We start from the raw sequence: 18,781 nt of genomic DNA, 5'->3' as shown, positions 1-18,781 counted from the left end.
TGAGCTAGTTTTTATAAGAATTAACGCCTAGTATCATTTGTATTCTTTATGCGTATAATCAAAGTTAATGCCATTGATTCTACTAATTCCTTAGCCAGAAAGTTTTACGAGGGAAAACGGGATTTTGAACCGGTTTGCATCCGGGCGATTTCTCAAACCAATGGAAGAGGGCAGAGAGGGGCTAACTGGCTATCAAAACCGGGTGATAACCTAACTTTTAGCATCCTGTATCCTCAGAAAAAACTGAACATTTCCCGTCATTTCCTGTTGAGTGCCAGCGTTGCGCTTGCTGTGCATAGAGGCCTTAAAGCCGAAGGCATACCTGACTTGAAACTTAAATGGCCTAACGACATTCTGTCAGCAAAATTCAAGATTGGAGGTATTTTAATTGAAAATATCATTAAAGCCGAAGATATCGTGGCCAGTATCATAGGGGTTGGAATAAACGTGAATCAGCAGGATTTCGAGGGACTGCCACAGGCATCATCCATATTTAAGATTACCGGTAAGCATTACGATCTTGATAGTCTGTTGGAACGAATCGTGGAACGGATCGAAGAAAACCTTGAAAAGCTCTCTTCTGCGTCTGAAGCTTCTATTCTCGAAGAGTACGTTAAAAATATGTTTCGGCTCGACAAGGTTTCTGTTTTTTCAACGGCTAAAGACTCCCATTTCAACGGGATCATTCGCGGGGTAACCATGGAAGGGAAACTGAATGTCGAGATCGAGGAGGGTGTTTTCAAAACTTTCCACCTTAAAGAGATTCAGTTGCATTATTAAAAAACAAAGCCGGAATTTTCGAATTCCGGCCCTGGTGTTTTTATAATTTTGAGGCGTTCTCGCTTAAGGTATTGATGAATTTTTGAAGCGGCCCTTTGATCATCATGCTCATCATTGGGTTAAATTTGCCTTCAAAATTCATAAAGACTTCGCTTCTACCTTCCCCAGCATCATTGATGAAAATATTCAAATTGAAAGGGAATTTTTCTGCGGTGGAACCAAGTACCACTTTTTCGGGTGCTACGGTCTCAACGATCTTTAATTTTATTTCGGGCATACCTTTAAGCTGAAATAAAAACGTATCCTGGCTGGTGGCTACGAATTTTTCCTTGCTTGAAGGCATGATTTGTTCATAATTCTCAACATTGGTAAGGAATTCGAACATTTCCTGCTGACTCTTACCAGCAGTTACTTTTGGGCTTTCTAATTTCATGCTTTTACTTTCCAGTTTGCAGGATCCTTTCTCCAGGTTCTTAAGGTTTCTGCTTCGTCTGTATTGATATAATTGGTTTTCAGGGCTGTATCCAGCAGGTTTTCATAATCGCTCAGGGTATTCAATTCCACACCGGCTTTCTGAAAATTAGTTACCGACTGGTCAAAACCGTAGGTAAAAATGGCGAACATGCCCTTTACGTTGGCGCCGGCCGCCTGAAGGGCTTCCACAGCCTTTAGGCTACTGTTGCCGGTACTTATAAGATCTTCGATCACGATCACCGTCTGGCCTTCTTCCAGGTTGCCTTCGATCTGGTTCTTACGGCCATGACCTTTTGGCTCGGGTCTTACGTAAGCGAATGGAAGGCTCAAGTATTCTGCAACCAGCATTCCTATTCCTATAGCGCCTGTAGCTACAGCAGCGATCACATCTGGTTTCCCGTAATGCTCCTCGATTTGTTTGGCGAAGTGTTCACGAACATAATTTCGGATCATAGGATATGACAGAATGATCCTGTTATCACAATAAATAGGAGAATGCCATCCGCTTGCCCAGGTAAAGGGCTGTTGCGGTTCTAATTTTATTGCTTTAATTTGCAATAAAAGTTCAGCAGTCTTTTTTGCTGTTTCTTTATTCAAAATCATAGCTGCAAATGTATAAAGTTTTTGTGAATGATATTCCCATAATAATTTCTGCAGATAAAGAAATTGGGGAGAAATATACATCTTTCCCGCTAAAGACCGTTCGGCTAAAGAAGGTTATCAAAAAGATCCTGAAAGGAGAATTGCTTTTTGTGCATTTGTATCATCCAGATGAAACCAAACACCTTAAACTTCTATTCAAGAAAATGAAGGTAATCACTGCAGCTGGTGGTTTGGTTCTGAATTCTAAAAAAGAGATCCTGTTCATTTACCGTAATCATAGATGGGACCTTCCAAAAGGGAAGACCGAAAAGAACGAGGATCTGCAAACCTGCGCCATTCGCGAGGTAGAAGAAGAAACAGGGGTTCAAGATCTGGAGATCACAAGATTTATCACCAGGACCTATCATGTTTTTCGCAGAAAAGGGAAATTAAGATTGAAGGAAACCTACTGGTACGAGATGTATACTGATTATGATGGTGAACTTACTCCTGAGCTTAGCGAGGGCATCAAAAAAGTGAAGTGGAAAAATAACGAGAAGAGCCAGAAAGCCCTTCAAAAATCCTATGCAAACATAAAAATGCTGTTCCCTGAAAAGTTCCTAGCGGGGAAGTCGGAAAATTGGGTAGCGTAAGTGCGCTTCTTCGTAGTTATCTGATTGTTTGTGCAGCCAGTCTAACTGGGCATACCAGCTGTTTCTGAAATCGGCATCCTGCCGTTTCTTATTTTCGAATTCCTTTCTAAGTTCCTCATTGTCCTCCAGCAATTTTTGAGCAATATCTTCAAAAACATAGGGTGAAAAGCCTTCTTTTTGCTGAAGTACCGTATCGAAAAAATTCCAGTTGAAGAACGAATCGGGCGCAGTGGGTTCCAGGGTTTCAATTAAATAACGCGCTCCGTCCTGGAAGGTGGTAACCATGAGGTCACCCTTTCTGAATTCTACATTTTCAACCTTTTTCGTTACGCTGGTATTACTGTGAAGGTAATGCCCTTCGTAAGCCCGGTTGCTTGTATCATAATCATCTATATGATAAACTTCCACCTCTATGATGGTATCCTGCTCCAGGGGTTCCATTTTGATCCTGTTCTTTTCAAGTCTTTCTATTACCTGCCACCATCCCTGGGGTATTAAATAAGCCCTGGGAATCTCGATTTCCTCGGTTACAACGAAGTTGTTGTAATATTCGATTTCCTTAGTGAAAGGCTGTTCCCGATCATATTTAAGGCGTTTCTGGCCGGTCACTTCACTGGTGACCATTTCACCTTCGTAGCCCTTGAATTCACGTATACTCGGGTTATTCCTATCAGCTTCAAACTTAATATTGTAATGCCTGTCTGTAAGGTATTTTCTTCGGGCCTGGTTTCTCAGGTCCTTGATAATGCTGGTTTCGGCGTCTGTGATGTCGATCATGGAACGCATAAGCTCATAAGTGCCTTCTACCCGTTGTTTATAAGGTTTCAGCATATGGGTTTCCACCATCATGCCCAGTGTGTTCCAAAGCGTGGTATAACCTGTGGAATATCTGGGGTAATCCATGAACTGAGAAAATCCCTTTTCAGGGACTTCATTAAAGACATTCACATAAGGAGTGATATCCCAGTCTTTAGCTTTTAAAGAATCCTCCAGGGCCGGCATCAATTTCTTATCCAGGTATTCACCCAGGTTTCCTCCCAGTTTGTCATGCTGGGTGAAAAGGTGGGTAAGGGTATACTGGTAATCGGCACCATTGCTTACATGGTTATCGATAAAAACATCAGGATCCAGGTGATGGAAGATCTCGTAAAATGCGAAGGCATTTTTGGTATCGGCCTTAATAAAATCCCGGTTCAGGTCGTAATTTCGGGCATTACCGCGGAAACCATATTCTGCCGGGCCATTTTGATTCGTTCTGCTAGTTGAGTTTCGATTAAGCGCACCACCAATATTGTAGATAGGAATAGTGGCGACTATTGTATTTTTAGGTGAGCTAATGGAATCACCCGCCATGTCCCTGAAAAGCATCATAGTGGCGTCTATGCCGTCGCTTTCTCCGGGGTGTATCCCGTTGTTGATAAGCAGGATGCTGTGGTTTTTTCTTATTTTCTCTAATTCGAACTCTCCGTCTGGATTGTACATCACCAGGTGAAGCGGAAGGCCGCTGTCTGTGGTTCCGAATTCCTGTATGCTGATACTCGAAGGATATGCATCTGCGAGTTGCTGGTAAAAACTTATAACTTCTGCATAAGTACCTGTTTCTTTTCCATTAGACTTTTCAAATCTGGTCTCGAGGTCGTAGTCCTTTACAAGCCTGTACTTTGAAAAATCGCAAGATGAAAGGCAAATCAGGATACCCAGTACCAACCACAGTTTTTTCATAAAATTTTCAGAAATTGTTGGGGTAAACTTAAATAAAAACTGTCAAAGTAGCTAAAAAACACCCTGTTTAAAGCAAATATTGGTCTGGCTGTTAAAGTAAACCTAATCGATGCCGATTTTTTTCAGAACATATACTTTCCCAGTAATTTTATGGGAAATAGTTAAGTATGAAAAGGATTAGTTTATGTTTATCGATCTTCATCATCCTATTTGGAATACAGGATGTATGTGCGCAGGCCAATGAAGATTTAAGCGAAGAGAAGAAGCAGGAATGGGCAAATACGGGCCCCGATACGGTACAGACCGCTGTTGGTCGATTGATATTGCCCCCGCCCTTTGCAACCAAATCGGTAACAAAGAATAGTAAGATCGTAAAATGGCCGGATGGTGAAATGCCTAAGGCACCACAGGGATTTAAGGTGACTAAATTTGCCGAGGATCTTGAACATCCAAGGAGAACCTACGTTGGGCCAAATCAGGATATTTTTGTGGTAGAATCTAACGACGCCGGAAAAAGCGCAAATCGCATTACTATGTTCCGGGACCGCAATCAGGATGGTGTACCGGAAGAGCGATATACCTTTCTAAAGAATTTAAACCAGCCATATGGAATGTTGATCTTAAATGATTATTTCTATGTAGCGAATGTGGACGGAGTGGTAAGATTTCCTTACAAGGAGGGGCAGACCTCTATTGATGCCGATAGTGAAAAAATACTGGAACTTCCAGCCGGAGGTTATAATCATCACTGGACACGAAACCTGATCGCGGGGCCAGATGGCCAGAAATTATATGTTAGTGTAGGTAGTTCCAGCAATGTGGGAGAACATGGAATGGATAAGGAGGTTAGAAGAGCGAATATCCTCGAGATAAATCCCGATGGTAGCGGGGAGAAAGTATATGCCGCCGGTTTAAGAAACCCGGTAGGAATGGACTGGAATCCGGTCACCGGGGAATTGTGGACAGCGGTGAATGAGCGAGATAAGATAGGTAACAACCTGGTGCCCGATTATGTGACGAGTGTTAAGGAAGATGGTTGGTATGGCTGGCCATATTCTTATTACGGGAATTTAAAGGATCCAAGGTGGGAAAGCGATCCGCATCCTGAAAAAGTTGAGAACGCCATCATTCCTGATGTCTCAGTGGGGCCGCATACAGCATCGCTTGGTTTGACATTTTACACTAAAAATTCGTTTCCTGAGAAATACAGGAATGGTGCATTCGTAGGGCAACATGGGTCCTGGAACAGGGCTAATTTTTCCGGATATAAAGTAATCTTCATACCTTTCGACGAAAATGGCGATCCCCAGGAACCCGAAGATTTCCTCACCGGTTTTATCGCAAGTGATGATTCAAGCCAGGTTTATGGAAGACCGGTAGGAGTAACCACCCTGCCTGATGGTTCTCTTCTGGTAAATGATGATGATGGGAATGTGATCTGGAGAGTCGCGGCTGAAAAATAGTGCTTTGACGGAAAAAATTTGTTGTCTCTGGTTCTTACTTTTTTGTGTAAGTCTGGGGAGATCCCAGGAAATTAAAGGAATTATTGTTGAGGAGTCTGGAACTGCCATTCCCGGTGTTAGTATCCTTAACCTTAAAACCGGGTCTGGAACCACTTCTGAATCCCAGGGTGAATTTCAGATTGAAAATATAGAATTTCCGGCCCAGCTCGAATTTTCAATCCTGGGTTATCAAAACCTGGTAAGGACCTTTCGGAAACCAAATGATAGTATTACTATTACTTTGGTGAGGGAGGTAGATATGCTTTCGGAAGTCCTGCTAAGAAGTTCGAATATCAGCCAGCAAGTTAGACAAACACCGGCCGCGGTAGGTATAATTTCTTCTGAAGACCTCAAACGGAAAGATAATTTTAACCTGGTTCAGAATTTCAATTATGTGCCCGGCGTCTACGTAAACCAGGGAGCACTTAATACTAATAAGATCAATATTCGCGGAATAGGCTCCAGGTCTCAGTATAGCACCAACCGTATCAAAGCTTATTTCAACGGAATTCCAATAACCACCGCTGAAGGCGAACTAACTATCGATGATTTTGATCCAGAAACCATAGACCGTATCGAAATTTTTAAAGGCCCGGTTTCCTCGGTTTTCGGGGCTGGCCTGGGAGGAGCTATCAATTTGTATACTCCGGAATTCCGTACTGAAAGAAGGTCGGTAGAAGGTGGTTTTAGTTATGGTAGTTTCAATACAAGGAAGTATACCGCAGGCATCAGTTACGTAAAGGATAGCCTTGACCTGAATTTTCGCTATAGTAAACTGGAAAGTGACGGCTATCGTGAGAACGGCAATTATGATCGGTTAGGAATGACCACACAGGCCGGTTTTCTGAATAAAAAAGGAAATCGCTGGAATTTGTTTTATTCTCATATCAACCTTAAAGCCTATATCCCCAGTTCCCTGAATGAAGATGATTTTTTGAATGAACCTGAAAAAGCTGCCTTTTCCTGGAATCAGGCTGCCGGGTACGAATCCTATAGTCGAAACATTCTTGGCTTAAGTTACGACCAGGATCTATCTGAAAACTGGCAGAATCTGAGTTCGATATTTTATAATTCCAGGGATGGTTATGAACCCCGGCCTTTTGATATTTTGGATGAGGAACGACAATCGGTAGGATTGAGAAGCCGTTTTAATCACCAGTTAAAGCTGCTTTCGATCCCTTCTGAAATAAGTTTTGGAACCGAACTGATCTGGGAGTTCTATGATGTGTGGAATTATGAAAACCTCTATGAAGAGATAGAGGAAAGACGAAGCTTACAGGGGGATCTTATCAACTCTAATTCGCAAAACCGAAATTACCTGAACTTCTTTGCACAATTAAACCTGGACCCAACCGAAAAGTTACATATTGAGGCTGGACTTAATTTTAACTCAACTTCTTATGACCTGGAAGATAATTTTATGGAAGATGATATAGACCAGTCCGGAGATTATAGTTTCGATCCAGTGCTTTCACCTAGGTTAGGTATTAGTTATACCGCCTTTCCCGAAAAGACTTTTTACGCTTCCGTAAGTCATGGATTTTCAACCCCGAGCGTTGCCGAAACGCTCACTCCTGAAGGGCTGATCAATACCGATCTAAAAACTGAAACCGGGCTGAATTATGAAGTTGGATTCAAAGGTAGCTGGTTAGAAAGGCGCCTTTACACCGAGCTTAGCCTGTATTCCATTCAGATAAGGAACCTGCTGGTGGCAAGAAGGGTGGGTCAGGACCAGTATGTGGGTGTCAATGCCGGAAAAGCCGATCATAACGGGATCGAATTCACTTCGACCTATACCAGTTATTTTACAGGAGGCTGGCAACTCGATCTTTTTCTTAATTCAAATTTCAACTTTTTTACTTTCGACCGCTTTGTTGATCTGGGTGAGAATTACTCAGGGAATGAACTGCCAGGTGTTCCCGATTATATGATCACTCCCGGGCTGGAATTAGGCTTTAGAAATGCAAATTTAAACCTGAATTACCAGGCCTTTGGTGAAATGCCACTTAACGATGCCAATTCCAGGTATACCGATGCCTACCAGCTTTTGAACCTGCGGCTTGGATACGAAAAAGAGGTTCTATCAGGCCTTGCACTTAATCTGAATTTTGGAATCAATAATATCCTGGATGAAAATTATGCTGCCAGTGTAGTCACGAATGCAGTTGGTTTTGGAGGTTCAGATCCGCGATATTATTATCCCGGGGAACCCCGAAATTATTATGGTGGAGTAAGTTTAAGGTATGACTTCTAAAGACGGTCATCCTGTCCCGAAGCATCGGGAGTTTCAGGATCTTTTGTATACTTTCAATTTTTGGTTAGCTACAGGGAATTACTTTTTCCTTACCACATCGGGCACCATGAACTCGTAATTTCCTCCATGATGTATCACGTCGCGAACAACGGTAGAAGAAATGTGGGCCATTCCTGAACTTGAAATAAAGAAAATGCTGTCAATGCCAGACATTTTAAAATTGGTTTGCCCAATGGCTTTTTCAAATTCCAGATCCTGTCCGTTTCGGAGACCACGAAGTATAAACCGCGCGTTCCTGGATTTGCAAAAATCAACGGTTAGACCCTTATAGGTTTCTACCTTTATCTTCGGCTCGTTTTCATAGGTTTTTTTAAGAAAATGAAGTCTTTCTTCCAGGCTGAACATATATTTTTTGCTGGAATTGGTGCCAATGGCCAGGATGATCTCATCAAAAAGTGGCAGCGCCCTGTCAATAATATCGGTATGTCCTAGGGTAAGCGGATCGAAAGATCCCGGAAAAACGGCTTTTTTCATGCTGTCTGGATTCAATTAGCTCAAAAAGGTACTTATTTATTTCGACTTAAGAGCGGCCTCGATTGCGCTTCCAAATAGCTCTTGCAGGCTTATGCCGGCTTTTTCGGCCTGCTGTGGCAGGATGCTCGCCTGGCTCAATCCGGGTGTGGTGTTCATTTCTATAAAATGAGGTTCTCCATTATGAAAAATGAATTCAGAACGGGTGTAACCCTTCATCTTCAGTTTTCTATAGATCATTTTTGCAATATCCTGGACCTTTTTAGTGTCTTCTTCTGATATTCTGGCCGGGGTGATCTCCTGTGATTTACCCAAGTATTTTGCTTCATAATCAAAGAACTCGTTTTCCGAAACAATTTCGGTTACCGGAAGCGCCAGGATGTCGTCTTGATATCCAATGACTCCAACCGATACCTCGGTCCCATCAAGAAAAGATTCAATAATGATTTCACTGTCCTCTCCCAGGGCATTCTTGATGGCTGGTACTATATCATCCTCTGTTTTGGCCTTGGTCACCCCAAAACTGCTTCCGGCACGATTGGCTTTTACAAAACAGGGAAGTCCAACTTTATCAGTAATAGCCTTCAGGTCTATTTCCTCGCCTTTGTTCAGAAAATAGTTTTTGGCCGTTTTGATGCCATAAGGCTGCAGTACACTAATTAGATCTCTTTTATTGAAAGTTAAAGCTGCCTGGTAATATCCGCAACTGGTCTGGGGGATGTTCAGCAGTTCCAGGTAAGCCTGCAGCAGTCCATTCTCGCCCGGAGTACCATGGATGGTGTTGAATACACAATCGAACCGTACAAGCCTGTCATCTATAGTGACGGTAAAATCGCTTTTATTGATCGGGTAGGGGGTGTCATCCTCTGCCACGACGAACCACTCTTTTTGTAAAATATGAACCCGGTATGGTTCATAAAGTTCCCGGTCCAGGTTTTTATAGACGATATTTCCGCTATTGATGGAAATGCGATATTCACTGGAATATCCACCCATCGCGATGGCAATCTTTTTCTTCATGGGTTCAATATAAAGGCGTAAAAGTCGTTAAAAAAAATATCATTAAAAAGGGCTGATACCAAAACCGAAGGGTTTTATATCTTTGCCCATTATCATGAAACTATGGGATTTTTTCGATTTGTCTTTAGTAAGACCTTTTTAGTTCAGCTGTTGATCGCTGGTATTGTATTGATCATACTCACTTTCCTTGCCTTACAATGGCTGGATTATTCCACCAATCAGGATCAGCGCATCGAGGTGCCAGACCTTGCTAAGATGAATCTTGATCTTGTTGAGGACAGGCTGGATGAACTGGACCTGAATTACGAGATCCTTGATTCGGCTAATTTTAATCCCGATTTCCCAAGATATTCGGTAATAGACCAGGTGCCGGCGCCGGGAAAATTTGTCAAGGAAGACCGGAAGATCTATTTGACCCTTAATCCATCTGGTTATCGAAAAATTCAGATCCCGGATAACCTTATTCGAAAAACCAGGAGGCAGGTAGAGCCAACTTTGCGTTCTCTTGGATTCGAAATTGGTGAGATCACCTATAAACCCGATATCGCAGATGATGCTGTTTTGGAACTGAGACACAAAGGTGAACTGGTAAAACCAGGTTCAGAATTGATGAAAACATCGGTTATTGATCTGGTTCTAGGTGACAGCAGCGAGAGGTACAATAAACAGGAAGATAGTGTTGAGGTAGAAAATGAAAACGAGGTAGATGAGTTCTAATAAAGACCAGAGGGAAGAAATCGATGAGCAGGATGAAGATGAAAGTCTTTACGAACATCATAAATTTATCGCCGAGGTAGGGCAGAAGCCACTAAGGGTTGACAAATACCTGATGAACTTCATCGAAAATGCTACCCGAAACAAGATTCAAAAGGCTGCGAAAAGCGGCAATATCTACGTTAATAACGAGACCGTTAAACAGAATTACAAGGTAAAAGCTGGAGATGTGGTCCAGGTAATGTTTGAGCATCCACCTTATGAATACCTGCTGGTTCCGGAAGATATTCCACTGGATATCGTATACGAAGACGAAGCCTTACTGGTAGTAAATAAAAAAGCGGGAATGGTTGTTCATCCCGGTCATGGGAATTACAGCGGGACACTTATCAATGCGCTGGTGCATCATTTTGATAACCTGCCAAATAATAGCAGCGACCGGCCCGGTCTTGTTCACCGGATAGATAAAGATACCAGCGGACTCCTGGTGATCGCCAAGACCGAACAGGCGATGGCTCATCTTTCCAAGCAGTTTTTCGATAAGTCCAGCGAACGCGAATATGTGGCACTGGTTTGGGGAAATATCGAGGAAGATGAAGGAGTGATCGAAGGCAATATTGGCAGGAACCCAAAGAACCGTCTTCAAAACATAGTTTATGAAGGTGATGATGCCGAAAACGGAAAACCAGCTGTTACGCATTTCAAGGTGCTCGAGCGTTTTGGGTATGTGACCCTGGTGGCCTGTAAACTGGAAACCGGCAGGACTCACCAGATCAGGGTTCACCTCAAGCACATTGGGCATACGCTTTTTAACGACGCCCGTTATGGAGGTGACAGGATCCTAAAGGGAACCACATTTACCAAGTATAAGCAGTTCGTTGATAATTGCTTTAAGATCTTACCAAGGCAGGCCCTTCATGCGAAAACCCTGGGCTTTGAGCATCCCGATACCGGGAAATGGCTCAGTTTCGATTCAGAAATACCACAGGATATGCAGGACTGTATCGAAAAATGGCGCGGTTACGCAAAGAATCAAAAGGAATTTTTGGATTAGGGCGTGCCCCAAAATGAGATTTTGGGTCGGGCTTTCGGCAGTCGCTAACCCCGACCTTAGTCGGGGATGAGCTCCAACAATGCCTCAATCCCTCACGCATTTTCCTGAAGACAAATTTGGTTTGATCGCGGCATAAAACAGCTCTATAGACAGATAAGAAACAAGTTTCAGGGATTTTTCCATTTTTAAGCTGATAGGTTATCTTTGAAAGAAAATTAACCCAACAGACATGAAAATTGTTGTTTCACCGGCGAAAACGCTGGACTATGAATCAAAATTACCTACCACCAGAGGCACACAGCCCGAGTTCCTGGAAACTGCCGCCAAACTAAATCGCAAATTATCCAGGCAAACCAAAAAGGAACTTTCAGAATTGATGAGCATCAGCGATAAGCTGGCCGATCTTAATTATACCCGTTACCAGGAATTTGAAGAAGATCACGATAAGAAAAATTCCCGCCCGGCTATGTATGCGTTTAACGGCGATGTGTATACCGGTCTTGATGCCTATACAATTCCAACCGATAAATTAGACCGGGTTCAGGATACCCTTCGAATTTTATCCGGAATGTATGGTATATTGCGACCCCTTGACCTGATCCAGCCTTATCGCCTGGAAATGGGAACTTCGATTGGAATAGAGCGCAAAAAAGATCTGTATGCAGTCTGGCAAAAGAAGGTGACCGATTATCTTAATAATGAACTGGAAGAGGATGAGTTGTTCCTAAACCTTGCCAGCAACGAATATTTTAAAGCTGTTGATGAGAAGAAATTAAAAGTGCCGGTAATTTCCCCGGTTTTTAAGGATTTCAAGAATGGTAAGCTTAAGATCATCAGTTTCTTTGCCAAGAAGGCCCGTGGTTCTATGGTTCGTTATATCATCGACAATGATTGCAAGACCCTTGATGATGTAAAGGGCTTCGATTTTGAGGGTTATCGCTATAGCGAAGAACATACCGAAAAAGAGAATGAGCCTACGTTTATTAGGTAACAAAGCTTTAAGCTTTAAGCTGGAAATGTCACCTCGAGCACTTCGCCTTCGCTCAGCACAGGCTCTGTTGAGAGGTTGAAAGAACTTAAAAAAAGGATAAGAAGGCTACTGATTGTCACCTCGAGCGGAGTCGAGAGGTTATAAAAATAGAAGTTGTAGAGATTTGTATTTAACTGAATTTGTCTTCTCGAAAACTTTGCCCAGGCTCAGCACAGGCTCCGTCGAGAGGTCAAACAACTAAAATTAAAAACTTGGAACTTTTCCACCACAAACATCCATTTCCACCCTTTATCCCGGAGAATGCCACGAAATTGATCGTGGGCACACTTCCGCCGCCGCGTTTCACAAAACGAAAACTGCGGGAAGACGATGTGGATTTTTGTTATGGCAGTGGTGACGGACTGCTTTGGAAAGTGCTTGACCGGATTTTCGATCTCGATCTCAAATTCGAGAATACGCAGGAGGCGGTGGAGCAGCGCAAGGAATTCCTTAGATCGCGCGGACTCGGAATTTGCGATGTCGTAGAGAGCAGTCGCAGGGAAAAGGTGGATGCTTCAGATCTTGGAATGCAAAAGGTAGAGTTAAGGGATATGATAGCTATCCTCCGCAAAAATCCAAAAGTGGATACCCTGCTGTTTACTGGCGGAAATTCAAAAAATGGCCCGGAATACTTTTTTAGAAGATATCTTAAGGAACATGAGGAGGAAATTAGGATGAAGCTCATATCCAAAACATCTCCCAGGATACATCAGTTCATCCTGGATGGTAGGGCAATTAAAACGGTATCTTTGGTGGCGCCTTCCGGTGCAGCGAATATTTCAATAGGGAGTTCGCAATTATATAAAGAATTGAAAAAGAAAAACCCTGAATTCAATACGCTTGATTTCAGGGTTCTTCAGTATAAGGAATTTTTCTAGTGAATCATTGCAATTCTTTTTTTTCCTGGTCGGCTAGTGTGGTAGGTTTCACCCTGAACTTTTTACGTTTAGGCCTCAACTTACCGTAAGTTCCAATAGCGATCTTTCCTCGCTTGGTCTTTTTATCGCCTTTTCCCATATGCTATTTTTTGTTTTTTTGATCTCTAATGGTTTCTTCGTCGTAATCCACCTTATTGGTGTTTTTATCACGATCTCCAAGTCCACCTGTTAACGGATCTTCCTGATTTTTTCTTCTGTCTTTCTTTCCTTTGTGCTTATCTTCAATTGGTCCTCCCATAACTTTTGTTTTTTAAGGTTCATCTCTAAGATAACGAGTATCGCCTAAAAAAGCTGTGAAGGTCCTGTTACAATTAGGTTAAAGCTTTAACATTTTCCACAAAATCTGAAGTTTTTTCCACTCCATGCTTCTCTAAATGTTTGATAAAGGCGCTTCCAATAATGGCTCCTTTTGCATATTCGGTTGCCTGGTCAAAGGTTTCCTGGTCTTTGATCCCGAAACCAACGATCTGGGGATTCTTTAATTTCAACCCATCTATCCTTTTGAAATAATTGCGCGTTTCCTCGCCAAACCCGCTGGTTGAACCGGTCACGCTCGCGCTGCTCACCATATAGATAAACCCATCTGAAACCGAATCGATATAGCGAATACGCTCATCTGGCGTTTGAGGGGTGATCAAAAATACATTGATAAGCCCGTAGCTTTCAAAAAGCTCTTTATAGTCTTCATGGTAGACATCCACGGGAAGATCTGGAATAATGAGCCCATCTATCCCGCATTCCTGGCATTTTTTACAAAATTTCTCCACGCCGTACTGAAGCATGGGATTGAAGTAGCCCATGATGATCAATGGGATCTTTACCTTATCCCTGATGTTTTTTAATTGTGAGAACAGCTTTTCTGTGGTCATTCCGTTCTTCAAAGCCTTTGTAGAACTTTCCTGTATCGTAGGCCCATCTGCGAGAGGATCACTAAATGGAAGGCCGATCTCGATAAAGTCTACCCCGCTTTTTTCCAGGTCAACGATGATCTTTTCTGTATCGTTGATATTTGGAAAACCGGCGGTGAAATATATGGACAGGAGTTTGTGATCTTCCTGAAGTTTTTGCTTGATTCTGTTCATGTTCCTAAATCAATATTTTGTTTCTAGACCTCACAGGTTTTCAAAACCTGTGAGGTCTGTTTTCTAAATGAGTTTTCGTCACGCTGAATTTATTTAACTCCGTTGAAACTCAGATTTCAGCATGACTTGTTATAAATTGAAATACTCTATATAAGTGTTCAGATCCTTATCACCACGGCCAGAAAGATTGATGACCACGATATCATCCTTTTCAAATTTTCGGTCTTCAAAAATGGCCAGCGCATGAGAGGTTTCAATAGCCGGAATAATACCTTCCAGTTTTGCCAGTTCCAGCCCGGCTTTCATGGCGGCCTCATCGGTTATACTGATGAATTCTCCACGCCCGCTTCGGAATAAATTGGCATGCATAGGTCCCACGCCCGGGTAATCAAGCCCGGCGGAAATCGAATAAGGCTCGGTGATCTGTCCGTCTCCGGTTTGCATGAGCAGGGTTTTACTTCCGTGGATGATCCCTGTTTTACCTAATGCCGAAGTCGCCGCACTTTCACCGGAGTCGATTCCTTTTCCGGCAGCTTCTACTGCAATAATACCAACATCCGGATTGTCGAGGTAATGATAATAAGCACCGGCAGCATTACTCCCTCCTCCAACACAGGCAACAACATAATCGGGGTCCTTGCGACCTTCCTTTTCCTGGAGCTGGCTTTGTATCTCTTCCGAGATCACCGCCTGGAAACGGGCTACCATATCTGGATAAGGATGTGGTCCCACCACAGAACCTATGATATAATGCGTATCAACCGGGTTATTGATCCAGTCGCGAATCGCTTCGTTGGTGGCATCCTTCAGGGTCTTACTGCCCGATCTTGCCGGAACCACTTTGGCACCAAGCATTTTCATCCGGGCCACATTAGGAGCCTGACGATCTATATCGATCTCACCCATATAAACGATGCATTCCATTCCCATAAGGGCACAAACCGTTGCCGTTGCAACACCGTGCTGACCCGCTCCGGTTTCAGCAATGATCCGTTTCTTGCCTAATTTCTGAGCCATAAGGATCTGTCCTACCGTATTGTTAACCTTATGAGCTCCGGTATGGCAAAGATCTTCCCGTTTCAAGTATACTTTTGTTCCATACTTTTCACTAAATCTTTTAGCATAGTAGAGAGGCGTTGGCCTGCCTACATAATCTCGAAGAAGATCCTTGAATTCCTTCTGAAAACTCTCTTCTTTCATGATATCTAAATATCTTGATCGAAGTTCCTCTACATTGGGATATAACATTTCGGGAATAAAGGCGCCGCCAAATTCCCCGTAATATCCTTTTTCATCTACCTGATAGCTCATTCTATGAATTTATATGAGTTTTGAATTCCTTTAATTCTTTTAATTTTTTTAGTCCTGGTTTCAACTCGAACTTGCTGTTCACATCAATGGCGTAAAGCAAACCAGGCTTACCCATTCGGGTAAAATGATTTTTTAACTGGGAAATGGCTTTCGCATGTTCCAGGCCAATTCCTCCGCTCAGGAAAAATGGAGTGGTGGAGGAATAATCTTTCAGGATCTCCCAATCAAAATCCTTCCCCGATCCACCGCGTAATTGAGTTTTTGTATCAAACAGGAAATAATCAACAATGCCTTCAAAGGCTTTGATCTCCTGGAAATTGAATGTATCACCTACCAAAAATACCTTTATAAGTTCCGGGGCATTTTCGATCTTTTGAAGATGTACTTTTAACTCCCGGCAATATTCAGCCGATTCATCCCCGTGAAGCTGAATGGCGTTAAGTTGGTATTGGTCTACCCTCTTTAAAATGGCTTCAATTTCTTCATTTACGAAGACACCTGTTTTTTTGATCTCGGCAGCTAATTGGGGTAAATCTCCATTAAAATAACGAGGTGATTTTTCATAAAAAATAAATCCCATGTAATCTGGCTGGATCTCAGCTACCTGAATCATGTTCCCGGGTTGCTGCATTCCGCAAACCTTAAGACTTAGACCGGTGCTTTGTCCAGATGCCGGTGTAATCAGGGATTTCTCATTAACATTCTCCTGGTTCATGTTATGCGATTGATTTTAGTTCAGTAATAAATTTTTCGGCCGCCTGGCCCGGATTGGAGGTTTTCATAAAGTTTTCGCCTATAAGAAAGCCCTGGTAACCAAAAATCTTAAGTTCAGCGATGGTATTGGTATTGCTAATTCCACTTTCAGAAACCTTTACAAGCTGGTCTGGAATAAGACTGCTTAGTTTTTTTGAATTTTCAATACTGACCTCAAAACTTTTCAGGTTCCGGTTATTCACCCCAATCATATCGGTATTTACTTCCAGCGACTTTTTTAATTCCTCTTCATTATGAACTTCCAATAGTACTTCCATACCAAGGCTTTTTGCCGAATTGGCAAGATAAGTCATTTGTTGTTCTGTTAAAACAGCAGCGATCAGAAGAATGGCATCTGCTCCATAAGCCTTGGCTTCTAGAACCTGGTATTCATCGATCATGAATTCTTTTCTCAGAATCGGGATGTTAACCGAAGCCCTGGCGTATAAAAGATCTTCGAGCGATCCGCCAAAATATTTACCGTCTGTGAGTACCGAAATTCCCGAAGCACCAGCCTTTTCATAACCATATACCACATCCTGAACATTCAGGTCCTGGTTGATGACAGACTTTGAAGGTGACCTGCGCTTATGTTCGGCAATAATACCCGAGCCATTTTTTAAACTTTCAGCAAGGCTCAGGCATTTCCGCTCAAATAAGACTGAAGATTCCAGTTGTGAAACCGGGATCAGGGATTTTTTGAGTTCAATTTCTTTTGCCTTATCTGCAATGATCTTATCCAGAATATTCATATTATTTCGAATTTAAGCCTGACTTAATTCCTGAAGTTTCTTAAAACTATCCAGAGCCCTGCCAGATTTGATGGATTCTTTTGCGGCTGTAAAACCAACTTTGGGTTCCAGGTTACGCGCAGTTGCTATAGCCATCCCGGCATTGGCACAAACCACGTTCTCCTGGGCTTTGGTCCCGTTACCCTCAAGGATGTTTATCAGTATTTCTGCTGAACTTTCGATGGTTCCGCCACCAGCGATCTCCATTTCATTCAATGATTGAACCCCAAAATCTTCAGGACTCAATACCCTTTCCGATTGATTACTGATACTTTTCGTCTTCCCGGTTAATGAAATTTCATCATAACCGTCAAGGGCATGAAGGATCGTATAATTCTTATCGGTATTCTGGTAAAGATATGCATACATCCGGGCCAATTCAAGGCTAAAAACACCTACTAACTGATTCTTCGGAAAAGCCGGATTTACCATAGGCCCCAGCATATTGAAAAATGTTTTTACGGCCAGGCTTTTTCTAACCGGGCCCACGTTCTTCATGGCAGGGTGGAACAAAGGGGCGTGTAAAATACAAATATTGGATTCTTCGATACATTTCTTCAGAAAACCTTCATCATTGCTGAACTTGATTCCCAGGTATTCCATCACATTCGAACTCCCGCTAACAGAGGAAACTCCGTAATTCCCATGTTTGGCCACTTTTACGCCCGCACCGGCTGTAACAAACGAGGAGGTAGTACTGATGTTAAAAGTATCCTTACCATCTCCACCGGTACCGCAAAGATCGATGGCTTCATAACCTGAAAGGTCCACCCTGATGCATAATTCTAAAAGGGCGTCCCGGAATCCTTCCAGCTCTTCGATCGTGATGCTTCGCATCATATAAACCGTAAGAAAAGCGGCGATCTGGGTTTCGTTGTATAATCCTTCTGAAATATTGAAAATAACCTGTTTGGCTTCTTCCTTGGTAATGGTTTCGTGGCTGATGAGCCTGTTGAGCAATTCTTTCATTTGTTAGTTTTGAGGCTGGGTTTGGGCTTTTGATGTTTCTGCCTGGTCTTTAGATTCGTACTGTACCCAATTCCTGATCATTTTTTTACCGTCTGGAGTAAGAACCGATTCCGGATGAAACTGAACTCCGCGAACATCAAATTCTGAATGTCTTAGAGACATGATCTCTCCTTTTTCGTCGTAACTCGTAGCCTGCAAGTTGGTTGGCAATTCTTTCTCCACTACCCAGGAATGATATCTTCCAACTTCGAATTCTTTTTCCAGCCCCGCGAAAAGGTATTCGTCATCCACGAACTGAACCACTTTGGTTGCCACCCCATGGTATACTTCGGCAAGGTTCAGTAAGCGACCGCCAAATACTTCACCAATAGCCTGCATTCCCAGGCACACACCCAGGATGCTTTTGGTTTCTGCATATTTTTCGATTATCGGCTTTAGTAAGCCGGCCTCATCGGGTATACCCGGACCCGGTGATAAAAGAATTTTATCATAATTTTCTACTTCTTCTATTTGAAGCTGATCATTTCGTTTTACCACTACCTCACAGTCCAGTTCTTCTAAATAATGGACCAGGTTATAAACGAAGGAGTCGTAATTATCTATTACCAGTATCTTTTTCAT

21 protein-coding genes are annotated in these 18,781 nt (G+C 42.6%); 8 read left to right on the top strand and 13 right to left on the bottom strand.

The genetic code is table 11. From position 1 onward, the window contains the following. Window positions 1–48: 48 nt before the first annotated feature. Window positions 49–780 carry a biotin--[acetyl-CoA-carboxylase] ligase gene (locus MKO06_RS15935; protein WP_241552254.1) on the top strand — a complete coding sequence of 244 codons (732 nt, stop codon included), beginning with the start codon at window positions 49–51 and terminating at the stop codon, window positions 778–780. Between the two features lie 40 nt (window positions 781–820). Here MKO06_RS15935 and MKO06_RS15930 read toward each other — a convergent pair whose 3' ends face one another. Next, window positions 821–1,213, bottom strand: a complete 393-nt coding sequence (locus tag MKO06_RS15930; protein ID WP_241552253.1) for an SRPBCC family protein — start codon at window positions 1,211–1,213, stop codon at window positions 821–823. Then, window positions 1,210–1,857 (bottom strand): orotate phosphoribosyltransferase, encoded by a 648-nt coding sequence (gene pyrE / locus MKO06_RS15925; protein WP_241552252.1) that lies wholly within the window; start codon window positions 1,855–1,857, stop codon window positions 1,210–1,212. Before pyrE ends, MKO06_RS15930 begins: the two co-directional genes overlap by 4 nt. A gap of 8 nt (window positions 1,858–1,865) precedes the next feature. On the opposite strand from pyrE, the gene MKO06_RS15920 reads away from it, so the two are divergent. Further along, window positions 1,866–2,489, top strand: coding sequence for an NUDIX hydrolase (locus MKO06_RS15920; protein WP_241552251.1), 624 nt, complete (start codon window positions 1,866–1,868; stop codon window positions 2,487–2,489). Here MKO06_RS15920 and MKO06_RS15915 read toward each other — a convergent pair. After that, window positions 2,457–4,211, bottom strand: coding sequence for a M14 family metallopeptidase (locus MKO06_RS15915; RefSeq protein ID WP_241552250.1), 1,755 nt, complete (start codon window positions 4,209–4,211; stop codon window positions 2,457–2,459). The two genes, MKO06_RS15920 and MKO06_RS15915, sit on opposite strands and share 33 nt — an antisense overlap. Before the next feature lie 167 nt (window positions 4,212–4,378). Here MKO06_RS15915 and MKO06_RS15910 point away from each other — a divergent pair, with 167 nt between their 5' ends. Together MKO06_RS15910 and MKO06_RS15905 are read left to right on the top strand one after the other, a co-directional pair. Then, on the top strand, window positions 4,379–5,674 hold the full coding sequence (locus tag MKO06_RS15910; protein WP_241552249.1) for a PQQ-dependent sugar dehydrogenase: 1,296 nt from the start codon (window positions 4,379–4,381) through the stop codon (window positions 5,672–5,674). Between the two features lie 4 nt (window positions 5,675–5,678). Then, window positions 5,679–7,967, top strand: coding sequence for a TonB-dependent receptor (locus MKO06_RS15905; protein ID WP_241552248.1), 2,289 nt, complete (start codon window positions 5,679–5,681; stop codon window positions 7,965–7,967). A gap of 78 nt (window positions 7,968–8,045) precedes the next feature. Here MKO06_RS15905 and coaD read toward each other — a convergent pair whose 3' ends face one another. Continuing rightward, the gene (coaD, locus tag MKO06_RS15900) at window positions 8,046–8,501 is read right to left on the bottom strand and encodes a pantetheine-phosphate adenylyltransferase (RefSeq protein WP_241552247.1); all 456 of its coding nucleotides are present in this window, start codon (window positions 8,499–8,501) and stop codon (window positions 8,046–8,048) included. A 36-nt stretch (window positions 8,502–8,537) separates the two neighbouring features. Further along, a complete protein-coding gene (locus tag MKO06_RS15895) occupies window positions 8,538–9,518 on the bottom strand; it encodes a D-alanine--D-alanine ligase (protein WP_241552246.1) in 981 nt (326 codons plus the stop codon). Window positions 9,519–9,620: 102 nt separating this feature from the next. Here MKO06_RS15895 and MKO06_RS15890 point away from each other — a divergent pair, with 102 nt between their 5' ends. The 4 genes from MKO06_RS15890 (at window position 9,621) to MKO06_RS15875 (ending at window position 13,194) form a co-directional block, all read left to right on the top strand. Then, complete coding sequence (locus MKO06_RS15890; RefSeq protein ID WP_241552245.1) at window positions 9,621–10,235, top strand: PASTA domain-containing protein; 615 nt, start codon at window positions 9,621–9,623, stop codon at window positions 10,233–10,235. Beyond that, a complete protein-coding gene (locus MKO06_RS15885; protein WP_241552244.1) occupies window positions 10,225–11,286 on the top strand; it encodes an RluA family pseudouridine synthase in 1,062 nt (353 codons plus the stop codon). The genes MKO06_RS15890 and MKO06_RS15885 overlap by 11 nt, the downstream gene beginning before the upstream one ends. A 229-nt stretch (window positions 11,287–11,515) precedes the next feature. Then, entirely contained in the window at window positions 11,516–12,277 is a 762-nt protein-coding gene (gene yaaA / locus MKO06_RS15880; RefSeq protein ID WP_241552243.1) for a peroxide stress protein YaaA, read from the top strand. Between the two features lie 251 nt (window positions 12,278–12,528). Further along, the gene (locus MKO06_RS15875) at window positions 12,529–13,194 is read left to right on the top strand and encodes a uracil-DNA glycosylase family protein (RefSeq protein ID WP_241552242.1); all 666 of its coding nucleotides are present in this window, start codon (window positions 12,529–12,531) and stop codon (window positions 13,192–13,194) included. Between the two features lie 4 nt (window positions 13,195–13,198). Here MKO06_RS15875 and MKO06_RS15870 read toward each other — a convergent pair whose 3' ends face one another. The 8 genes from MKO06_RS15870 to MKO06_RS15835 form a co-directional block, all read right to left on the bottom strand. Continuing rightward, complete coding sequence (locus tag MKO06_RS15870) at window positions 13,199–13,333, bottom strand: 30S ribosomal protein THX (RefSeq protein WP_156284042.1); 135 nt, start codon at window positions 13,331–13,333, stop codon at window positions 13,199–13,201. A gap of 3 nt (window positions 13,334–13,336) precedes the next feature. Then, window positions 13,337–13,492, bottom strand: a complete 156-nt coding sequence (locus MKO06_RS15865; protein ID WP_241552241.1) for a hypothetical protein — start codon at window positions 13,490–13,492, stop codon at window positions 13,337–13,339. A 73-nt stretch (window positions 13,493–13,565) separates the two neighbouring features. Next, complete coding sequence (gene trpA / locus MKO06_RS15860; protein ID WP_241552240.1) at window positions 13,566–14,336, bottom strand: tryptophan synthase subunit alpha; 771 nt, start codon at window positions 14,334–14,336, stop codon at window positions 13,566–13,568. Between the two features lie 129 nt (window positions 14,337–14,465). After that, complete coding sequence (gene trpB, locus MKO06_RS15855; RefSeq protein ID WP_241552239.1) at window positions 14,466–15,647, bottom strand: tryptophan synthase subunit beta; 1,182 nt, start codon at window positions 15,645–15,647, stop codon at window positions 14,466–14,468. A 1-nt stretch (window position 15,648) separates the two neighbouring features. Further along, entirely contained in the window at window positions 15,649–16,362 is a 714-nt protein-coding gene (locus tag MKO06_RS15850; RefSeq protein WP_241552238.1) for a phosphoribosylanthranilate isomerase, read from the bottom strand. Between the two features lies 1 nt (window position 16,363). Then, window positions 16,364–17,152, bottom strand: coding sequence for an indole-3-glycerol phosphate synthase TrpC (gene trpC, locus MKO06_RS15845; RefSeq protein ID WP_241552237.1), 789 nt, complete (start codon window positions 17,150–17,152; stop codon window positions 16,364–16,366). Window positions 17,153–17,164: 12 nt separating this feature from the next. Beyond that, entirely contained in the window at window positions 17,165–18,160 is a 996-nt protein-coding gene (gene trpD, locus MKO06_RS15840; RefSeq protein ID WP_241552236.1) for an anthranilate phosphoribosyltransferase, read from the bottom strand. Between the two features lie 3 nt (window positions 18,161–18,163). After that, window positions 18,164–18,781 carry an anthranilate synthase component II gene (locus tag MKO06_RS15835; protein ID WP_241552235.1) on the bottom strand — a complete coding sequence of 206 codons (618 nt, stop codon included), beginning with the start codon at window positions 18,779–18,781 and terminating at the stop codon, window positions 18,164–18,166.

Origin of the sequence: Christiangramia oceanisediminis, assembly GCF_022570735.2 — a bacterium.
In the GTDB taxonomy this organism is placed as follows: domain Bacteria; phylum Bacteroidota; class Bacteroidia; order Flavobacteriales; family Flavobacteriaceae; genus Christiangramia; species Christiangramia oceanisediminis.
This window is presented reverse-complemented; position numbering and strand designations above follow the sequence as displayed.

What these genes read in the sequence shown, in the direction of transcription:
- MKO06_RS15935 (WP_241552254.1), top strand. Translation starts at nt 49, where the DNA reads ATGCGTATAATCAAAGTTAATGCCATTGATTCTACTAATTCCTTAGCC.
- MKO06_RS15930 (WP_241552253.1), bottom strand. Translation starts at nt 1,213, where the DNA reads ATGAAATTAGAAAGCCCAAAAGTAACTGCTGGTAAGAGTCAGCAGGAA.
- pyrE (WP_241552252.1), bottom strand. Translation starts at nt 1,857, where the DNA reads ATGATTTTGAATAAAGAAACAGCAAAAAAGACTGCTGAACTTTTATTG.
- MKO06_RS15920 (WP_241552251.1), top strand. Translation starts at nt 1,866, where the DNA reads ATGTATAAAGTTTTTGTGAATGATATTCCCATAATAATTTCTGCAGAT.
- MKO06_RS15915 (WP_241552250.1), bottom strand. Translation starts at nt 4,211, where the DNA reads ATGAAAAAACTGTGGTTGGTACTGGGTATCCTGATTTGCCTTTCATCT.
- MKO06_RS15910 (WP_241552249.1), top strand. Translation starts at nt 4,379, where the DNA reads ATGAAAAGGATTAGTTTATGTTTATCGATCTTCATCATCCTATTTGGA.
- coaD (WP_241552247.1), bottom strand. Translation starts at nt 8,501, where the DNA reads ATGAAAAAAGCCGTTTTTCCGGGATCTTTCGATCCGCTTACCCTAGGA.
- MKO06_RS15895 (WP_241552246.1), bottom strand. Translation starts at nt 9,518, where the DNA reads ATGAAGAAAAAGATTGCCATCGCGATGGGTGGATATTCCAGTGAATAT.
- MKO06_RS15890 (WP_241552245.1), top strand. Translation starts at nt 9,621, where the DNA reads ATGGGATTTTTTCGATTTGTCTTTAGTAAGACCTTTTTAGTTCAGCTG.
- MKO06_RS15885 (WP_241552244.1), top strand. Translation starts at nt 10,225, where the DNA reads ATGAGTTCTAATAAAGACCAGAGGGAAGAAATCGATGAGCAGGATGAA.
- yaaA (WP_241552243.1), top strand. Translation starts at nt 11,516, where the DNA reads ATGAAAATTGTTGTTTCACCGGCGAAAACGCTGGACTATGAATCAAAA.
- MKO06_RS15870 (WP_156284042.1), bottom strand. Translation starts at nt 13,333, where the DNA reads ATGGGAAAAGGCGATAAAAAGACCAAGCGAGGAAAGATCGCTATTGGA.
- MKO06_RS15865 (WP_241552241.1), bottom strand. Translation starts at nt 13,492, where the DNA reads ATGGGAGGACCAATTGAAGATAAGCACAAAGGAAAGAAAGACAGAAGA.
- trpA (WP_241552240.1), bottom strand. Translation starts at nt 14,336, where the DNA reads ATGAACAGAATCAAGCAAAAACTTCAGGAAGATCACAAACTCCTGTCC.
- trpB (WP_241552239.1), bottom strand. Translation starts at nt 15,647, where the DNA reads ATGAGCTATCAGGTAGATGAAAAAGGATATTACGGGGAATTTGGCGGC.
- MKO06_RS15850 (WP_241552238.1), bottom strand. Translation starts at nt 16,362, where the DNA reads ATGAACCAGGAGAATGTTAATGAGAAATCCCTGATTACACCGGCATCT.
- trpC (WP_241552237.1), bottom strand. Translation starts at nt 17,152, where the DNA reads ATGAATATTCTGGATAAGATCATTGCAGATAAGGCAAAAGAAATTGAA.
- trpD (WP_241552236.1), bottom strand. Translation starts at nt 18,160, where the DNA reads ATGAAAGAATTGCTCAACAGGCTCATCAGCCACGAAACCATTACCAAG.
- MKO06_RS15835 (WP_241552235.1), bottom strand. Translation starts at nt 18,781, where the DNA reads ATGAAAAAGATACTGGTAATAGATAATTACGACTCCTTCGTTTATAAC.